General features: G+C 71.0%; 17 protein-coding genes. 10 read left to right on the top strand and 7 right to left on the bottom strand.

Translation table 11 applies throughout. The features are described 5' to 3' along the window. Window positions 1-68 precede the first annotated feature (68 nt). The 5 genes from EF387_RS00865 to EF387_RS00845 all read left to right on the top strand — a co-directional run bounded on the left by EF387_RS00865 (window position 69) and on the right by EF387_RS00845 (window position 6,265). On the top strand, window positions 69-1,031 hold the full coding sequence (locus EF387_RS00865) for an alpha/beta hydrolase (protein ID WP_128374502.1): 963 nt from the start codon (window positions 69-71) through the stop codon (window positions 1,029-1,031). A 209-nt stretch (window positions 1,032-1,240) separates the two neighbouring features. Beyond that, on the top strand, window positions 1,241-2,443 hold the full coding sequence (locus tag EF387_RS00860) for a S8 family peptidase (RefSeq protein WP_128374501.1): 1,203 nt from the start codon (window positions 1,241-1,243) through the stop codon (window positions 2,441-2,443). Window positions 2,444-2,467: 24 nt separating this feature from the next. Further along, a complete protein-coding gene (locus EF387_RS00855) occupies window positions 2,468-2,743 on the top strand; it encodes a hypothetical protein (RefSeq protein WP_128374500.1) in 276 nt (91 codons plus the stop codon). A 463-nt stretch (window positions 2,744-3,206) separates the two neighbouring features. Beyond that, on the top strand, window positions 3,207-5,957 hold the full coding sequence (locus tag EF387_RS00850) for a winged helix-turn-helix domain-containing protein (protein ID WP_238431269.1): 2,751 nt from the start codon (window positions 3,207-3,209) through the stop codon (window positions 5,955-5,957). A 110-nt stretch (window positions 5,958-6,067) separates the two neighbouring features. After that, window positions 6,068-6,265 (top strand): hypothetical protein, encoded by a 198-nt coding sequence (locus EF387_RS00845; RefSeq protein ID WP_128374499.1) that lies wholly within the window; start codon window positions 6,068-6,070, stop codon window positions 6,263-6,265. A gap of 140 nt (window positions 6,266-6,405) precedes the next feature. Here EF387_RS00845 and EF387_RS00840 read toward each other — a convergent pair whose 3' ends face one another. The 5 genes from EF387_RS00840 to EF387_RS00820 all read right to left on the bottom strand — a co-directional run bounded on the left by EF387_RS00840 (window position 6,406) and on the right by EF387_RS00820 (window position 11,599). Beyond that, window positions 6,406-6,807, bottom strand: a complete 402-nt coding sequence (locus EF387_RS00840; protein ID WP_420802505.1) for an SHOCT domain-containing protein — start codon at window positions 6,805-6,807, stop codon at window positions 6,406-6,408. Between the two features lie 160 nt (window positions 6,808-6,967). Beyond that, complete coding sequence (locus EF387_RS00835; protein WP_128374498.1) at window positions 6,968-7,600, bottom strand: GAP family protein; 633 nt, start codon at window positions 7,598-7,600, stop codon at window positions 6,968-6,970. A 139-nt stretch (window positions 7,601-7,739) separates the two neighbouring features. Continuing rightward, window positions 7,740-8,162, bottom strand: coding sequence for a DUF7144 family membrane protein (locus EF387_RS00830; RefSeq protein ID WP_128374497.1), 423 nt, complete (start codon window positions 8,160-8,162; stop codon window positions 7,740-7,742). 176 nt (window positions 8,163-8,338) lie between these two features. Beyond that, window positions 8,339-10,102: an ABC transporter ATP-binding protein gene (locus tag EF387_RS00825; RefSeq protein WP_128374496.1), complete on the bottom strand. Its 1,764-nt coding sequence runs from the start codon at window positions 10,100-10,102 to the stop codon at window positions 8,339-8,341. 84 nt (window positions 10,103-10,186) lie between these two features. Further along, window positions 10,187-11,599, bottom strand: coding sequence for a DUF2252 domain-containing protein (locus EF387_RS00820; RefSeq protein WP_128374495.1), 1,413 nt, complete (start codon window positions 11,597-11,599; stop codon window positions 10,187-10,189). Window positions 11,600-12,225: 626 nt separating this feature from the next. Here EF387_RS00820 and EF387_RS00815 point away from each other — a divergent pair. The 3 genes from EF387_RS00815 (at window position 12,226) to EF387_RS00810 (ending at window position 13,822) form a co-directional block, all read left to right on the top strand. Continuing rightward, the gene (locus tag EF387_RS00815; RefSeq protein ID WP_128374494.1) at window positions 12,226-13,143 is read left to right on the top strand and encodes a hypothetical protein; all 918 of its coding nucleotides are present in this window, start codon (window positions 12,226-12,228) and stop codon (window positions 13,141-13,143) included. 218 nt (window positions 13,144-13,361) lie between these two features. After that, on the top strand, window positions 13,362-13,523 hold the full coding sequence (locus tag EF387_RS46530; protein WP_155589726.1) for a hypothetical protein: 162 nt from the start codon (window positions 13,362-13,364) through the stop codon (window positions 13,521-13,523). Window positions 13,524-13,543: 20 nt separating this feature from the next. Then, the gene (locus EF387_RS00810; protein ID WP_338058069.1) at window positions 13,544-13,822 is read left to right on the top strand and encodes a DUF6980 family protein; all 279 of its coding nucleotides are present in this window, start codon (window positions 13,544-13,546) and stop codon (window positions 13,820-13,822) included. 34 nt (window positions 13,823-13,856) lie between these two features. On the opposite strand, the gene EF387_RS00805 is transcribed toward EF387_RS00810, so the two are convergent. Continuing rightward, window positions 13,857-14,108 (bottom strand): hypothetical protein, encoded by a 252-nt coding sequence (locus EF387_RS00805; protein ID WP_128374492.1) that lies wholly within the window; start codon window positions 14,106-14,108, stop codon window positions 13,857-13,859. 116 nt (window positions 14,109-14,224) lie between these two features. Here EF387_RS00805 and EF387_RS00800 point away from each other — a divergent pair, with 116 nt between their 5' ends. Further along, window positions 14,225-15,130 carry a LysR family transcriptional regulator gene (locus EF387_RS00800; protein WP_128374491.1) on the top strand — a complete coding sequence of 302 codons (906 nt, stop codon included), beginning with the start codon at window positions 14,225-14,227 and terminating at the stop codon, window positions 15,128-15,130. Between the two features lie 77 nt (window positions 15,131-15,207). On the opposite strand, the gene EF387_RS00795 is transcribed toward EF387_RS00800, so the two are convergent. Further along, window positions 15,208-15,576: a four-helix bundle copper-binding protein gene (locus tag EF387_RS00795; RefSeq protein WP_128374490.1), complete on the bottom strand. Its 369-nt coding sequence runs from the start codon at window positions 15,574-15,576 to the stop codon at window positions 15,208-15,210. 219 nt (window positions 15,577-15,795) lie between these two features. On the opposite strand from EF387_RS00795, the gene EF387_RS00790 reads away from it, so the two are divergent. Continuing rightward, window positions 15,796-18,075: an MMPL family transporter gene (locus EF387_RS00790; RefSeq protein ID WP_128374489.1), complete on the top strand. Its 2,280-nt coding sequence runs from the start codon at window positions 15,796-15,798 to the stop codon at window positions 18,073-18,075. Window position 18,076 lies beyond the last annotated feature (1 nt).

Here is an 18,076-nt window from a genome sequence, read left to right as displayed (position 1 = left end):
GTGCCGCCGCCCCTGGCAAAGAACCGCCGAGGCTCCAGTCCTGTGGCACCTGATCCGAGGAGGTCGTCATGACCGACACCGCCAGCCCCGTCCTCGAGCCCGCCGCCGCCGGCTTCGCCGACGCGACCGCGAAGCCGCCGTACCTCTTCGACCTCGGCCCGGCCGAGGGCCGCAAGGTCGTCGACGAGGTGCAGTCGGGCGACATCGCCAAGCCCGAGGTCGACGAGGAGTGGGTCACCGTCTCCGGCGGCCCCACCGGCTCGGTCCGCGCCCGGATCGTCCGCCCGAAGGGCCTGACCGGCCTGCTCCCGGTGATTATCTACATCCACGGTGCCGGCTGGGTCTTCGGCAACGCCCACACCCATGACCGTCTCGTGCGGGAACTGGCCGTGGGTGCCCGCGCGGCGGTCGTCTTCCCCGAGTACGACCTCTCGCCCGAGGCCCGCTACCCGATCGCCATCGAACAGAATTACACCGTCGCCCGCTGGGTCGTCAGCGACGGCGCCGACCACTACCTGGACGCCACCCGTGTCGCGGTGGCCGGCGACTCGGTCGGCGGCAATATGAGTGCCGCCCTCACCCTGATGGCCAAGGAGCGCGGTGACGTGCCGCTCGTCCAGCAGGTCCTCTTCTACCCGGTCACCGACGCTGCCTTCGACACCCCGTCGTACCACCAGTTCGCCGAGGGCTACTTCCTGCGCCGCGACGCCATGCAGTGGTTCTGGGACCAGTACACGACCGACGAGACCCAGCGGGCCGAGATCACCGCATCGCCGCTGCGCGCCACCACCGAACAGCTCACCGGGCTGCCCCCGGCGCTGGTCATCACGGCCGAGGCCGACGTCCTGCGCGACGAGGGTGAGGCCTACGCCAACAAGCTCCGCGAGGCCGGCGTCCCGGTCGCCGCGGTCCGGTACCAGGGCATCATCCACGACTTCGTGATGCTCAATGCCCTGCGCGACACCCATGCCGCGGAGGGCGCCATCGGCCAGGCGGTCAACACGCTGCGCTCCGCGCTCGGCACCACCTGACATCGGCGCGCATAGGGCCCGGGACCACGCGGACCCGGGCCCTCGCGCCGCCTTCGCGCGTGATCACCCCATCGACCATATGAGGCAACAAGTGGTGATTACGGGCGAAATGCAATAAATGGCGCATAGCTGACTCGGTCCCCCGGTCATCCTCGGAACACCAGCACCAGCGAACAGCGTCAGGGTCCGACCGAGGAAGGTTTTCCAGGATGCGCGAAATCTTCACCGCACGGCGGCGGTTCGTCGCGGCGATCGCCGCGGTGGCGGCAGCCGTCGGAAGCGGTACCGTCCTGCCCGCCGAAGCGTCACCGGCCGTCGGGAGGGTCCTGCACGAGGATTCCGCCTCCGGCGTCCGCGGCAGTTACATCGTCACTTTGAAGGAGTCGTGCGGCTACACCGCGGACTCGCCGCGGGGTCGTCGCCTCGCGGCCAAGTACGGCGCCACCGTGCAGCGGGTCTACCGCTCGGCGCTCAACGGCTACGCCGTGCGTGTCAGCTCCTCCGGGGCGCGGAAGTTCGCGGGCGACCGGGACGTCGCCCACGTCGAACGGAACCAGCGGGTCAGCATTTCCGCGACCCAGTTCAACGCCCCCTGGAACCTGGACCGGATCGACCAGCCCTACCGGCCGCTCAACGGAACCTACAACTACCCGAACTCGGCCGGCAGCGGTACTCGCGTATACGTCATCGACACCGGGGTGCGGATCACCCACACCCAGATCGCCGGCCGCGCCTCGTACGGCTACGACGCCGTCGACGGTGACATGGTCTCCGCCGACGGCAACGGACACGGCACCCATGTCGCCACCACCGTCGCCGGCACCACCTACGGCGTGGCGAAGGCCGCCAGGGTCGTGGCGGTGCGGGTGCTCAACAACAGCGGGTCCGGCACCACCTCAGGTGTCATCGCGGGCATCGACTGGGTCACCCGCAACCGCGTCAGGCCCGCGGTCGCCAACATGTCACTCGGCGGCCCCGCCAGCACCGCGCTCGACACCGCTGTGCGCAACTCCATCAACTCCGGCATCACCTATACCGTGGCGGCGGGCAACTCCAACACGAACGCCGCGAACACCTCACCGGCCCGGGTGCTCACGGCCCTCACCGTGGGCGCCAGCACCAGCACCGACAGCCGGGCCTCCTTCTCCAACTACGGTTCCGTACTGGACATGTTCGCGCCGGGCGCCTCGATCAGGGCCGGCTGGCACACCAGTGACACCGCGACGGCCACCCTGTCCGGTACGTCGATGGCCGCCCCGCACGTCGCCGGGGCCGCGGCCGTCTACCTGTCCCCGCGCCCCGCCGCGAGTCCGGCGACCGTCCACTCCGCCCTCGTGGCCGGAGCCACGAACGGCGTCCTCAGCAACATCGGGACCGGCTCACCGAACAAGCTCCTCAGACTCGTTCCCTAGTGGGGCCTGCCCCGGAGAAGCCCCGTGGCACACACCTTTGATGAACTCGTGGAAAAGCAGCGCGCCGCGAACCAGGCGCACGAGGAGGTCCTGAAGCTGCGCGACCTGTACGGGCCGCCGACGGCCCACCCGTGGACCGAGCAGCAGACCGACACCTACGAGACGGCCTGGCGCGCCTGGCGCGACCTCGCCCGCGACGTCCAGGCCGCCATGACGGAGTACGCGAAGGAACGCGACCAGCCACGCAGTGACGTCGAGGAGGAGGTCAAGTCGAGGGCGAGGCCGAAGGACACTCCCTGACGCACCGTTCGGCTCCCGCCCCGTGGAACGCCATGGTCAGGCGGTCGGGCCGGACGGTGACCACGGCCTTCGGGCGGGGTGGACGCGAGTCGCGGTGGGGTGGCGGTGGGCATGGCGCGCGCGTCACTCCTTGTGGGGGAGGTGTCAGTGCGCGCGATGCATGCCCACGGCCGAAGTCGCCACATGCTCCTCCTGAGTGACCATCGCGTCATCTTCACACTGTTCACACCGTCACCGGGACGTGCACCGTGCCCGGCGCGAGCGGGCAGGTGGGACCACGGTCAGGTGCCGGCTGCCGCGGGGGGAGCCGGCCGTGCTCGGTGGGAGTAGGTCGCAGTCGGGCGGGCGGCGTCCCGGGGTGGCGGCTGCCGGCCATCCTCGCGGAAGTCCTGCCGGGTGCCGGACACGGAGGACCCGCCTCCCTTCTGTTGCGGCTCCCGCACCCTCGGGTGAAGATCACAGAGTGGGTGCTTCCAAGCCGCTCACACCGGACGGCGACCCTCTCCTCGCCGCGCGGTTCAGTGTGCCGGCCATCCCCGGGACGTTCGTGCGCAGGCCGCGCCTGGCCGAACGCCTCACGCAGGGCGTCCAGGCGCCGCTGACGCTGGTCAACGGACCCGCGGGAGCGGGCAAGACCCTCCTGGTCGCCGACTGGGTCACCGCGAACGGGCCGCCGTACCCTGCGGCATGGCTGACTGTGGAGAGCGAGGACCACAGCCCCGGTGTCTTCTGGACCTACGCACTGGAGTCCATACGGCACCACGGCCTCGCACTGCCGCACGACATCGGCAGCCCCGCCCGCCCGGGCGAGGTGGACCGCTCCCTGCTGACCAGGCTCGCGGACCGGCTGAGCGCGCAGCCGGAGCCGCTGATCCTCATCCTCGACGAGTTCGACCGTGTCGCGATGTCCGCGGATATCGCCGACGAACTGCAGTTCGTGCTCCGCCACGCGGGTGACGGACTGCGCCTGGTGATCATCAGCCGTACGGAACCGCTGCTGCCCCTCCACCGCTATCGCGCGGCCGGCGAGGTCGTCGACATCCGCGGCGCCGACCTCGCCTTCCTGCCCGCCGAGACGGCCGACCTGGTCGACCGGCACGGCCTGGGACTGCCGGAGGCGGGCGCCCGGGCACTCACCGAGCGGACCCGGGGCTGGGCCGCCGGGCTGCGGCTGTGCGTTCTCGCGGCCCAGCACGCCGACGACCCGGAGACCTTCCTCAAGGACTTCGAGGCGGGCCAGAGCACGCTCGCCGACTTCCTGCTGGCCGAGGTCCTCGACACCCAGCCGCCCGAGACCCAGGACCTGCTGCTGCGCGTCAGCATCCTGGACCAGATCCACCCCGAGCTGGCGAACGCCCTCACCGGGCGGGACGACGGGGAACGGATCCTGCTGGAACTGCAGCGCGCGAACGCCTTCGCCTCCGCCATCGGACACTCGTGGTACCGGCTCCATCCACTGTTCGTGGAGATCCTGCGGGTCCATCTACGGGTCCAGCGCCCCGGCCTGGAACCGGAGCTCCACCGCACGGCGGCCCGCTGGCTCGGCGAGGCGGGGCTGCTCGCGGAGGCCCTGCCGCACGCGGTGACGGCCGGCGACTGGGAGCCGGCGGCGGCCCGGTTCATCGACGAACTCGCGATCGCGCACCTCCTGACGGGCCTGGACGCGGAGCGCTTCGACGCGCTCTTCGCCGCGATGCCCCCGGACGCATCCGGTCCCGCGGCGGACCTGGTACGGGCCGCCCACGAACTGTCCCGTCACGACGTCGAGCGCGGCCTCGACCGACTGCGCCGCGCGGCGGAGAACCTGCCCGACGACCAAGCGCACCCCGGTGCCGCCCTGCGGTTCAGCTGTGCGCTGCTGCGCGTGCTCGCCGCCCGCATGACCGGCTCGGCCGACCTCGCCGAGGCAGCCGCCGAGGACGTGGCGGCCGAGCAGCGGATGCTCCCCGCCGAGCGGCTGGAACAGCACCCGGAGCTGTCCGCGCTGATGCTCACCGACCTGGGATCCGCCCAGCTGTGGGCAGGCCGCCTCGACGCCGCCCGCGCCACCCTGTCCGCCGCCACCCAGACCCCCCGAGGGCCGCTGACCGCGTGCCCGCGCCACGAGTGCCTCAGCCGGCTGGCGCTCATCGAGCTCCTGCACGGCCGGCCGGGCCGAGCCGAGGCGTACGTCGGCGAGGCGGCGGCCGAGGCGGAGCGTTCCGGGCTGCTGCCCGGCTCGCGCACCGGGGTGGCGGAGCTGGTGCTCGCGGCGGTGGCCCTCGACCGGGAGGAGCTCGACGCGGCACGCACCCACCTCGACCGGGCCGCCGGCTCGTCGGTGACCCCGAACGATCCCATCCTGACCGCCGGGCTGGCCCTCCTGCGGTCGCAGCTGCTGCTCGCCCGGGGCTGTCCCCGTGAGGCGCTGCGCGCCCTCGACGCGGTGGCACGGCCGGGCCCGGGGCACGGAGCTCACCCGCCGGGCCCCGTGGAGCCCTCGCCCTGGGTCACCGAGCGCACGGCCCTCGTCGCGTCCGCCGCGTGCCTCGCCGACGGCGATCCGGAGACAGCGGCCCAGTTCCTCGACGAGCACCCGCCCGAGGGACCGGTGGGCGCCGTGGCCGCGGCCCGTGTCCGCCTGGCCACCGGTGACGGCGCGGCCGCTCTTGAACTCCTCGACCGGTACCCGGCCCGACCGGGCGACGGACCCGCCATCGCGGTGCGGTCCCTGCTGACCCGGGCACAGGCCGCCGACGCGCTGGGCGACGACGCGGGGGCCGAGCGGGCACTCGCGCGGGCCCTGCGCCTGGCGAGACCCGACAGGCTCCGGAGACCGTTCACGGAGGCCGGGCCCTGGCTGCGACGGCTGCTGCGCCGACGGCCCGCCCTTGCCCAGGCACACGACTGGCTGCCCGCCACGGTGGCGGCCCAGGCGGCGCCGCCGACGGGGACGGTGCGGCAGGAACCCGCCCCCGGCTCGGTTCCCGGCCGGTTCCCCGACTCCGCTCCCGGCTCCGCTCCCGAGCCTCTCCCCGTCCTCGAAGCCCTCACCGCACGCGAGCAGGAAGTGCTGGAGCGGCTCTCGCAGATGATGTCGACGGAAGAGATCGCGGCCGACCTCTTCCTGTCGGTCAACACCGTCAAGACCCATCTGAAGAGCATCTACCGCAAACTCGGCGCGACCCGGCGCGGAGAGGCGGTCCGCCGAGCCCGCGACCTGGGCCTGCTGTGACCCACACCCGCCCCGGTCACCTCGGGCGGGTGATGCCGTGCGGCGCGCCGCGGCCGAGCATGGAGTGGTGGGGGCACGAGCCGCCGTACGACCGCGAGAGAAGCACGCTCATGCGATACGAGATCCGCGTCGACGGGCAGATGTCGAAAACGCTGACCGAGGCGTTCCCGGAGCTGGAGAGCTTCGTCGTGGCCCACCAGACGGTGTTGTTCGGTCCCGTCCTGGACGAGGCCCATCTGTATGGTCTGCTGGCTCGTTTCCAGTCGCTGGGGCTGCACGTCGCGGAGATGCGGCGGCTTCCCGAGTGAGGACCGCGACGGTGTGAGTGGGGTGCGCGCGACAGTGTGAGTGGGGTGCGCGCGACGGTGTGGGGTGCGCGACGGTGTGGTGAGCGGCGCCTCGCGGGGCGCCGCTCACCACACCACCGTCGCCAGACGGGCCGAAGTCCTCAGGCGAGCACCTTGGCCTTGGCCGCCTCGAACTCGGCGTCGGTGATGTCACCCTGGTCGTGCAGGCTGGCGAGCTTCGCCAGCTCGTCCGCCTTGGTCGCCTCCGGCGCCGGGTGCTCGACCGCCGCCTCCCGCACATAGGACCGGAAGGCCTCCTCCTGGGCCAGCGCCCGCTGCACCGTGCGTTCGCCCATGCCACGGCCCCGGACGATCAGGTAGACGAAGACGCCCAGGAAGGGCAGCACACAGACGAAGACCGTCCAGCCGCCCTTGGCCCAGCCGCCCAGACCGTCGTCGCGGAAGATGTCGGCGATGACCCTGAACAGCAACATGAACCACATGACCCAGAGGAAGAACCACAGCATGGTGAGGAACACATTGAGCAGGGGGTAGTCGTTCACGATGCCCTCCGATGGCCGACCCGCCGCGGGCGTGCTCGCGCGACGGGAGTGGGTCCGACGAGTTCCACGGTGCGCCCACGCCGACCGCCCGGGATCACCCGGTACGGGTGGCCGGGACGCCCTCAGGTCGGGACGAGCACGTCAGGTCGGGACGAGCACGTCAGGCCAGGATGAGCACGATGAAGACGACACAGACGATGATGTTGATCAGCCAGCTGTGCGTGTTCATCCAGTCCCTGACCCGCGGCATGGCCGCCTCCGCGCGTCGGCGGAACGTCAGGAACGCGAGCAGGGGCAGCGCGGCGATCAGCACGGTCAGCCCGATGAACGGCAGGGCCTCCGCGAAGCTCGCGCCGGCCTGCTCCAGGTGCACGCCGACGGTCATCATCACGACGAGATCCGAGGGCATCAGCAGGATGACCATCAGACCGACCAGGAAGGCCCGTCGCGGCTCGGCGGACATCAGCGTCCCGAGCCAGGCGGGCGGCTGGATCGTCGCACGCTTGACCCAGTTCCGGACCGCGGCCAGGGCCAGCAGGCCGACCAGCACGTACTCGATGATGTGACCGGCGGAGGACGTGTCGGAGGAGTCGCCGAAGTCCATGGCCGAGCCGAGCAGAGCCGCCAGACCCATCATGATCGCGACACCCGCGGTGGTGGCGAGGGCGACTCCCAGGAGGAACGCCAGCGACACCCGGACCGCCCTGCGGACCGTCACGAAGATGATCGCCGACATGATCTGCGGTCCCACCATCATCGTGACCGCGAGCGGCAGGATCCTCAGACCGTCCATCGGCGTTCCGTTCTCGTCGGCTCTGGCTCGTTGCGTCCGTCACGGTGGTCCGTGCGCCACCGCCACCTGGCCCGGTACGCGGCGGCCCCGGCCGCCCCCCAGCGGCCGGAGCGAGGGCGCGGTGGAGGGGCCGCCCCGGTCAGACCCGTCGTTCCCGTCCGACCACGCAGAGGGCCCAGATCACGAAGCCGTACAGCGCGATCATCACGACCGACCAGACCGGGTAGTACGGGAGCGACAGGAAGTTGGCGATGATCAGCAGCCCCGCGATGCCCACGCCGATGACCCGCGCCCACAGCGCCTCGGAGAACAGGCCGAGGCCGACGATCACCGCGACCGCCCCGAGCAGCAGATGGACCCACCCCCAGGCCGTCAGGTCGGCCCGGAAGACGTACTGCTGGGTGGAGACGAAGACATCGTCCTCGGCGATCCCCATGATGCCCCGGAAGATGTCCAGGACTCCGGAGATGAACAGCATCACGGCGGCGAAGAGCGTCAGCCCGCTGGCGGCCGCCATGGCGCCTTCCGAGCGGCGGTGGTGGGGAGTGGCGGTGGTGGCCATGTGAAGGCCTCCGTTCCTGACCGGGCTGCTGCACGCAGCCGTTCGTCACCCAGCCTCGCCCCAGGACTACCGCCGCGTCGTCACCCGTCCCGGGTGACGACGCGGGTTCACCGGTCGGTCAGCATGAGGGCAGCGTCGCGAGTCCCCGGCCCTCCGCGGCCGGGCACCGGCCGATGTCAGGCACCCTGACCCGCCGTCGCCAGGAACTGGGTGGCGGCCAGTTCCGCGTAGAGCGGATCGGAGCCGACGAGTTCGGCATGGGTGCCGACGGCACGGACGCTGCCCGCGTCCATGACCACGATGCGGTCGGCCATGGTGACCGTCGACAGACGGTGGGCCACGACCAGGACCGTCGTGGTACGGGCCACCTCGGCGACCGTGTCGCGCAGCGCCGCCTCGTTGACCGCGTCGAGCTGCGAGGTCGCCTCGTCGAGGAGCAGCAGACGCGGGCGTCGCAGCAGGGCACGGGCGATGGCGACGCGCTGGCGTTCGCCGCCGGAGAGTTTGGTGCCGCGGTGGCCGACCAGGGTGTCCAGGCCCTGGGGCAGCCGTGCGACCAGACCGTCCAGTCGGGTCGTCCCCAGCACGCGGTCGAGGTCCTCGTCGTCCGCGTCCGGATTGCCCAGCAGCAGGTTTTCGCGCAGTGAACCCGACAGCACCGGCGCGTCCTGCTCCACGTACCCGATGGCCGAACGCAGCCGGGGCAGCTCCCAGTCGGCGAGGTCGCGCCCGTCCAGCGTGATCGTGCCCCCCTCCGGCTCGTAGAACCGCTCTATGAGCGAGAAGACGGTGGTCTTGCCCGCGCCGGACGGGCCCACGAACGCGGTCATCCCGCAAGGCGGGACGGCGAAGCTCACACCGTGGTGGACGTAGGGCAGATCGTCCGCGTAGCGGAAGCGGACGTCCTCGAAGGCCAGGGACGCGGGCTCGGCGCCCGGCGCCGGCAACGCGGCGGGCGGGGACGGCGGTTCGGCGGGCAGCCGCAGCGCCTCCTGGATGCGGGCGAGCGCGGCGGCGCCCGTCTGGTACTGGGTGATCGCGCCGACGACCTGTTGGATCGGCGACATCAGATAGAAGACGAACAGCAGGAACGCGACCAGTGTGCCCACGTCGATGGCGCCGGTCGCGACCCGGGCGCCACCCGCCGCGAGCACGGTGATGAACGCGATCTGCATCGCCAGACCGGCCGTGTTGCCCGCCGCCGCGGCCCACTTGGCCGCCCGCACACTCTGCCGCCACGACTCCTCGGCCGCCGCGTGCACGGCCTGCTCCTCGCGGTGCTCGGCGCCGGACGCCTTCACCGTGCGCAGCGCGCCCAGGATCCGCTCCAGGGAGGCGCCCATTGCGCCGACGGCGGCCTGCGCATCGCGGCTGGCGCGGTTGATGCGCGGCACGATCACACCGAGGACGGTCCCGGCCGCCAGGATCACACCCAGGGTGATCGCCAGCAGCACCGGATCGACCACACCCATCATCACCACCGTCGCGACCAGGGTGAGCCCGCCGGTGCCCAGCCCGACGAGCGAGTCCGTGGTGACCTCGCGCAACAGGGTGGTGTCCGAGGTGATGCGGGCCATCAGGTCGCCCGGCTCGCTGCGGTCCACCGCGGGGATGCGCAGCCGCAGCAGATACGACGACAGGGTCCGCCGGGCCCCGAGCACCACGGACTCCGCCGTGCGCTGCAGCAGGTACGAACCGACGGCACCCAGCACGGCGTTGGCGACCACCAGCGCCGACATGACGAGCAACGCCCCGGTTATGGACCGGTCGTGACCCAGGTCGTCGATCAACTCCCGTGCCACGAGCGGCAGTACGAGACCGGTGGCGCCCGTGGTCAGCGCGAGCAGCGCGCCCGCCGCCAGCGACCGGCGGTGCGGCTGTACGTAGCGGAGGAGTAACCGCCATGCTGGCAACTCGGATTGCGTATCGGGGATGCTCACGGTGCTCCTTGTGAGGGAGTTGAGGAGTTCAGCCTACGTCGGCCGCACCGAAGCACCGCGTGACCCGAAGCGCCGGATGACGGTTCAGGCCGTCGATTCGGTCCTGGCGAGCACCCGGCCGCTCTCCACCGCCTCGGCCAGGGCCCGGTGGTCGCGTTCGTTCTGGTCCGCGTACGCCACGGCGAACCTCGCCAACGCCCGGTCGAAGGTGTCGCTCCTGCCGAGATAGGCGGCGATGGCGATCGGGTCCCCGGAACGGGCATGGGCTCGGGCCAGCGAGGCCCCGCACATGCCGCCGAACAGGGCCAGCGCGGCCGGATCCATGGTCTCGGGCCGGGCGATGCCCTTCCAGTCACGCAACTGCCTCACGTAGAAGTCGCGTTGGCGGCCGTCGAGGCCGATGACCCGCTCCCAGCCGAGGAAGACGTCGCTCGCCGCCTGCATGAGCCGCTGCCCGGCCACCACCCGCTCGCCCTGGTTGTCCTGCACGCTCGCCCCGGCATGGGGGGCCAGGACGGACTCACCGGCCTCCTTGGCCTGCAGCAACAGCGGGTCCGCGTCGTCCCGGCCCAGCAACAGGACGATCCAGCACCGGGTTCCGACACTGCCCACCCCGACCACCTTGCGCGCCATGTCGACCACGTGGAACCTGCCGAGGAGGTGCTGACGTTCGGAAGACAGGCTGTACCGGTAGCGCGACAGAAGCCGGCGCAGGGTCTCCTCCAGATCCCGGCGCTCCAGGTCCGCGAGCAGTTCGTCCAGCGGGGTGATCAGCGGCGGATCGGAGATGATCCGAGGTGCTCCGTCGACGATCCGGGTCAGTTTCCCGGCCGCCTGCAGGCCCGTCCGCCCCCGGGCCCTGACCGACGCCTCGGCGACCCGTTCCCGCGCCTTCCTGCCCAGCCGCTCGCCGCGGATCCCGTCGAACCGGTCGACGTCGTCCTGCGCGTACCAGACGTCCAGCGTGCGCATCCCGGCCAGCTCGCGCATCCGCTCGCGATAGCCCCGCACCCCCTCGCGCACGACACGGTCGGTGTCCCCGGCGGAGAACGCGTTGGCCCGGGCGGCGATCACCAGGCTCGCGGCCAGACGCTTGACATCCCACTCGAAGGGGCCGGGCAGGGTCTCGTCGAAGTCGTTGATGTCGAAGAGCAGATGACGCTCGGGGGAGGCGAGCAGCCGGAAGTTGAGCAGGTGCGCGTCGCCGCACAACTGGGTCATGAGGCCGGTGTGGGGCATGGCGCCCAGGTCGGATGCCATGATCGCCGCGGCTCCCCGGTAGAAGCGGAACGGCGACTCGAGCATCCGGCCGTAGCGCACCGGGACCAGCTCCGGGACCCGCGTCGCGGACTGCCGCTCGATGATGTCGACGGGATCGGGTCGCTTCTCGTCGGGCCCGAAGACGGCGTGCCCGGACCTGGGAATGAGCGCACGGGCCGCCTTGCCGCGCTCCGCACGCTCGGCGGGAGTCAGGGGAGTGTCGCTCATGGTGGCCATGTCGGGACCTCCTTTCCGGCATCGTCCCAGTCAGGTGTCGGCGGCCGTATCACCCGCAGCAGGTGATGCGGCCGCCGGTGCCCCACCACCATCAGCGGTGCCCCACCATCAGCGGTGCCGCCCCGCTGATGACGGGGTCAACCCGGTCGCCGGCGCCGGACAGGGTGACTCCGCCGACGCTCTCGGACACCGCGCACTGACACCGCTCATTGACACCTGACCCGCCGGACACCCCTGACCTCGAACGGGGCCGTCAACACGGTGGCGCTCTTCGTCTCCCGACGGTGCGTCAAATATCACTGTCCGTTGTGGCGCCCTCCCAGGAGGCACATCAATGGTGCTTTCCAGCGACCTCAGTTGGCCCTGAACCCGCTGCTGAGCAGGCACATCGTGGTGGTGTTGGGTGACTCACCCAGGCATGGGTCGCGGCCTGTCCCCATGTCGTGGTCGGGGGTGAATCCTCAAGTGACGGGAACATCAAGTGTCCGCCGTGCGTACTATCTCTAAGCTGCCGCGTTGCACAGTAGTCGCATACGCCAGGAGGTGCCGGCAGCCGACCGCCCCGCCCCTGGCCATGGTGAGCCGCCCTGTGCGGCGGGGCATCACAGTCGAAAGAGAGGCCACTCATGTCCGAGATCACCAACTCAGTCACCGACCTGACATCGCAGTACACCGCACAGGTGACTCAAGACCTCGAGCGCAATGCCAAGGAACAGGAGCGTGTCGCCGCCGACATCTCCGCCCTGCAGGAGCAGTTGCTCGTGCTGCAGAACGACAAGGCCGTTCTGGAGAACATGCAGCAGGCGCTCAGCGCCCAGGCCGCGGTGGACTCCAAGGCCGCCGCCGCCCCGGCCGCGACCGTGCCGCAGCAGGGCTCGCGCAGCACCAAGTCGACCGGGCCTGCCCAGTCGAAGCCGTCGCCCAAGGCCACCGACGAGAAGAAGACCACGGCGAAGAAGACCACCGCCAGGAAGACGGCGGCGAAGAAGACCACCGCGAAGGCGGCGGAGACCCAGGCCCCCAAGGCCACCGAGACCAAGCCCACCGAGACCAAGGCCGCCGAGCCGAAGGCCTCGGAGAGCAAGGCCACGCAGGGCAAGGCATCGTCGGCCAAGGCGCCCGCCACCAAGTCCACCGCCACCAAGTCCACGGCCACCAAGTCCACCGCCACGAAGACCACGGCGGCGAAGGCACCGGCCACCAAGACCACGTCGGCCAAGTCCGCCAAGGCGGCGGAGGACAAGGCGGGCAAGGGTCCCGCGAAGCCCACGCTCGTCGAGCTCATCCGTACGCACCTCGACCAGCAGCGGGAACCGCGCTCGGCCGCCGAGGTCACCACCGCACTCGCCGCCAGTCACCCCGACCGCAGCATCAAGACCACCGTGGTGCGCACGACCCTGGAAGGACTGGTCGCCAAGAGCCAGGCCCAGCGGAGCAAGCAGGGTTCCTCCGTCTTCTACACTTCGGCCGCCGCACCGTCCGAGCCGCAGAAGGCAGCCGCACCCGCCGAGCCCGAGCCGGAGAAGGCCTCGGCCGCCGGCTGACCGCGGAGCGCCGACCTAGTACGGCACCTGTCCGTCGTGTGAACTCCCGCCCTGGCATGTGCCGTCGGCGGGAGAGGCAGCGTGGTGCCGGCGATGACCCGGCGCGACGTGGCCGCCATCGCCTCGTCGACCGTCCTGTGGGACCGGCTGACCGCGGGCCGGGCCCTGGCCCGGCCAGGTGGCCGCACCGTTCCCCGCGAGGCGGGGAACAGGGGCGTATGCGCTGCCAGGACCGGTACTCCTCGAACGCGGCCCGGCTGCGCACGACCCGGCGGTCCATACCGCGACGGCTCCACGAGTCCATGGGCTTCTCCCCGGACGCCCGCACGCACACCCAACTCGCGGAGCCGGCCACCCGGCCGGAGAGGACGAGCCCATGACCGAGCACTGCTGTGAAGCGATGACGTCTCAGGTGAACCGGCACTGTGACCTCCACCCCGACCCCTTCGGCTGCCCCGACGCACTCGTCGTCTTCAGTCAACGGTTCCAGGAGTACGGCCTGATCATCCATGACGGCGGGACAGCCACCAGCGGCATCCTCTTCTGCCCCTGGTGCGGCGCACGACTGCCGGAATCCCAGCGGGACCGGTGGTTCGACGAACTCGAGGCCCGCGGGATCGACCCCTCTCAGGACGACATCCCGGCAAAGTACCTGGACGCCGGCTGGCTGCGGTCGTAAGGACGGTCTGGCTGCGGGCGGTGAGGACGGCGCCTCACCGCCCGCACCGGGTGTCCGGGAGGGTGTGTCCGGCCTCGGCGGGGCGACTGCGCGAGACGATCCGCACGCCGTCTGCGTTCACGGCGCGGACCTGCAGCGAACCGCATCCGCACCGGGTCCACACCGTGTACCCCGCGCCCGTGCTGTGCCGGGAGAGCACCTGGAACGGCTCGGCGTCGTCCGGCCATCCGCAGTGCGGGCACGCACCACCGGGGGCGCCGGGCGTGCGGGGGGCCGTGCTGGTCATCTGGAACTCCTCATACGCTGCTGTCCGGTTGACGGTCGCGACAGCACCAGGGTGTACGCACCACTCCGTTCACGTCCAGGTTGACTTTCCGGATCGCACCGTGAAGCGTGGGCTTCATGATTGACCTGCGCCGACTCCACGTCCTGCGCGCCGTCGACCACTACGGCACGGTCACCGCCGCCGCCCGCGCACTGCACTTCACACCCTCCGCCGCCTCGCAGCAGATTCGCCAACTCGCCCGTGACCTCGGCGTCGACCTCCTCGAACCGCAGGGCCGCGGAATACGGCTCACTCCGGCGGCACGCAGTCTGCTCGCCCACGCCGACGCGATCCAGGCCCGCTGGGAGCAGGCGGAACTCGACCTGCGCGCCGACCACGGCGACCCCGCCGGACTGCTGCGCGTCAGCGGTTTCCCCGTGGCCGTCTCCGTGCTCCTCGCCCCGGCGGCCGTCCGACTGCGCACCCGCCACCCCCGGCTGTCCGTGCGCATCCAGGAGGCGGTCGTGCCGGAGAGCTTCGACCTGCTCTTCGAGGGGGAGAGCGACCTCGCGGTCGTCGAGGCGACGCCGCACAATCCGCCGCGCAGCGACGCCCGCTTCGACCAACAGCCGCTCCTGGACGACCCGTTCGACCTGGTCGTGCCCGAGGGACACCGGCTTGCGGGCCGTGAGCGCGTCGACCTCGAGGACGCCGCGCTGGAGGAGTGGATCGCCCCGGTACCGGAGAGTCCCTGCCGTCCACATGTGCTCGCAGCGTGCGGTGAGGCAGGCTTCACACCCGACGTCGTCCACCACGCCCTGGACTGGAACGTCACCGCGCACCTCGTCGCCCACGGACTCGGTGTCGCCCTGATCCCCCGACTGGCGCAGCTGACCCCGCACCTGCCGATCACGCGCGTGCGCTGTGCAGGCAATCCGCACCGCAAGCTGCTGACGTGCACCCGCACGGGGGGCCATGAGCGACCGGCAGTGGCCGTGGCGCTCGCCGAGCTCCGGGCACTGGCGGCCACGGCGGTCGCCTGACCCGGGAAGGGACACCCGGGTCACCAGGCGTCGGCGTGGGGCCCCGAACGAACCGGGGCCCCACGCTCAGCCGGCGTTCACGCCGAGGCGCCCGCCATGGCGCGACACATCTCCGAACAGCGGCGACACGCCTCCGCGCAGCGCATCATCTGCTCGTCCTCCGGCATCGCCATACACGCCTCCGCGCACAAGTCGCAGGCCCGCGCGCACATCCGACACATCTCCGCCGCCATCGGCGACCGGCGCATCATCATGTCCGCGCACATGCGGGTCATCTCGGTGCAGTCGATGAGCGCCCGCATGATCTGCATCTGTGCCTGGCCGCCCATCTGCAGGCAGGAGCTCATGGTCTCCTCGCACATGCTGTGGCAGGTCATGCAGGCGTCGATGCACTCCTGCATCTTCTTGGTCATGGGGGCCATGGCCTTGGGCTGCTGCGTGGTCATGAATTTCTCCTCTGCTGGAAGGAGAGGCCCGGATCGGGTCTCTTTGTCCTCCTGTCGTACGCCTCATGGGCCCCACGCGCCAGCAGGCTGAGCCAACCAATACGAAACACCCGACTCCGGTGTCCGGCCTGAGCCCGTCCGGGCGACGCTCGACAGGCCGGAACGATCAGCTCGGCGTTAAATGAGGGCAGCCGCCGCCGTCTTCCAAGGGAGTCGCCCGTGTCGCCTGCCGAATCCACTCCAGGGGGAGGCGAATCCAGGGGCGGAAGACTGCGCCGCCTGGGTGAATGGTGCGCCCGGCACTTCCTGATCGTCATCATCGCGTGGCTGGCCGCCCTGATCGCCCTGCAAAGCCTCAACCACGCCTTCGGCGGGGACTACTCGGACAACTTCTCGCTGCCGGGGACCCAGTCCGAGGAGGGGCTGGACGTCCTCAAGGCGCACGATCCCGCCGCCGGGGGCTACAGCAGCCAGATCGTGCTCCGGGACGAGGACAAACCGCTGACCTCGTCGGGTTCGCAGATGTCGCAGGCGGTCGACGATCTGCAGAAGCTGCCGCATGTGCTCTCCGTGCAGAACCCGCTCCCGCCGTCGGGGTCGCAGCCGTCACAGCCCTCGCAGAACGTCGGTCCACTGTCCTCCGACGCGAAGACCGCGTACATCACCGTGCGGTTCGACGTGCAGCCCTCGACGCTCGGGGACTCCTACCTCGACGGCGTGGACCGGTCGGTCCAGCCGCTGCGGTCGGCCGGCGTCCAGGTCGAGTACGGCGGACCACTCGGCGAACTGGCCCGCCCCGCGCCCGACGACCGGATCAGTGAGCTGATCGGGTTCGCGGTCGCCATCGTCGTCCTGCTGGTGGGCTTCGGCAGCGTCATCGCGGCGGGTATGCCGCTGCTGACCGCGCTGGTCGGCGTCGTCGGCGGACTGGCCGTCCTCGGCCTGCTGGCGGCCGCGTTCACCTTCGCCACCGTGTCGCCGACCCTGGCCACGATGATCGGGCTCGGCGTCGGCATCGACTACGCCCTGTTCCTGATCACCCGGCACCGGCAGAACCTGATGAACGGTGCCGATCCGGTGCGCGCCGCGGGCCGCGCAGCCGACACCAGTGGACGGGCCGTACTGGTGTCCGGCACCACCGTGATCGTCGCGCTGGCCGGTCTGTCCGTCTCCGGGGTCTCCTTCATCAGCCTGCTCGGACTGGCCGCCGCCGTCACCGTGGTGTCCGCCGTCGCCGGCGCACTCACACTCGTTCCCGCCCTGCTCGGACTCATCGGCACCCGTATCGACCGCTACCACGTGCGCCGCCCGGTCGCCGAGACGGACGCGGACGCGGCGCCCGGCGCCGAGGCCCACGGCACGTGGCACCGCTACGCCCAGCGGGTGGAGCGGCGGCCCTGGTGGTTCCTGGCCGGGGGAGTGGTCACGCTCGGCGTGCTGGCGATCCCGGTGTTCTCCATCCAGCTCGGTCACATCGGCGACGGCGCGGACCCGACCTCGTTCACCGACCGGCGGGCGTACGACATCATGACCGACGCCTTCGGCCCCGGCTCCAACGGTCCGCTGACCGTCGTCATCGACCAGACGGACGTCCCCGCCGACCAGCGCTCGGCCCTGGCCTCCAAGGCCGAGCAGCAACTCGCGGACGTACCCGGCGCCGCCACCGTCACGCCCCTGACCACCACCAAGGACGGGGACGTGCTGGTGGGCACCGTCTACTCCGAGGAGTCTCCGCAGAGCGCCACCACCACCGACCTGAACAACCGGCTGGTGGACGACACCCTGCCGGACGTCGTCTCCGGAACCGAGGCGAAGGGGTACGTCACCGGCACGACGGCCGCCCAGGTCGACTTCCGTGACATCGTCGCCGACCGGCTGCCCTGGATCATCGCCGTCGTCGTGGCGCTGGCCTTCATCATCATCGTCATCGTCTTCCGCGGCCCGCTCGTGGCGGTCAAGGCGGCAGTGCTGAACGTCCTGTCGATCGCCGCGTCGTACGGTGTGGTGGTCGCCGTCTTCCAATGGGGCTGGGGCGGACCCGCGTTGGGCGTCAACGGCAAGGTTCCCATCGAGAGCTATGTGCCGATGATGATGTTCGCCATCATCTTCGGACTCAGCATGGACTACGAGATCTTCCTGCTGTCCCGCGTCCACGAGGCCTGGCTGCGCACCGGTGACGCGAAGGGCGCCGTCGCGCACGCCCTGGAGATCACCGCACGGGTCATCACCTGCGCCGCCCTCATCATGGTCAGCGTCTTCGCCGCGTTCATCGTGAGCGACAACATCGTGGTCAAGATGCTCGGACTGGGGCTCGCGGTGAGCGTGCTCATCGACGCGACGATCGTACGGCTGCTGCTCGTTCCGGCCGTCATGACCCTGCTGGGACGCCACGCCTGGTGGACCCCGCGCTGGCTCGACCGGTACGTGCCGCGGGTGGACCCGGAGGGCAGCGAGACTCCCACTGCCCCTCCGGATCCCGTCGGCCGACCCGTCCGCTAAC

Source organism: Streptomyces cavernae, from assembly GCF_004023625.1.
GTDB lineage: Bacteria > Actinomycetota > Actinomycetes > Streptomycetales > Streptomycetaceae > Streptomyces > Streptomyces cavernae.
The sequence above is the reverse complement of the archived record's forward strand: the minus strand, read 5'-3'. Positions and strand labels throughout refer to the sequence as shown.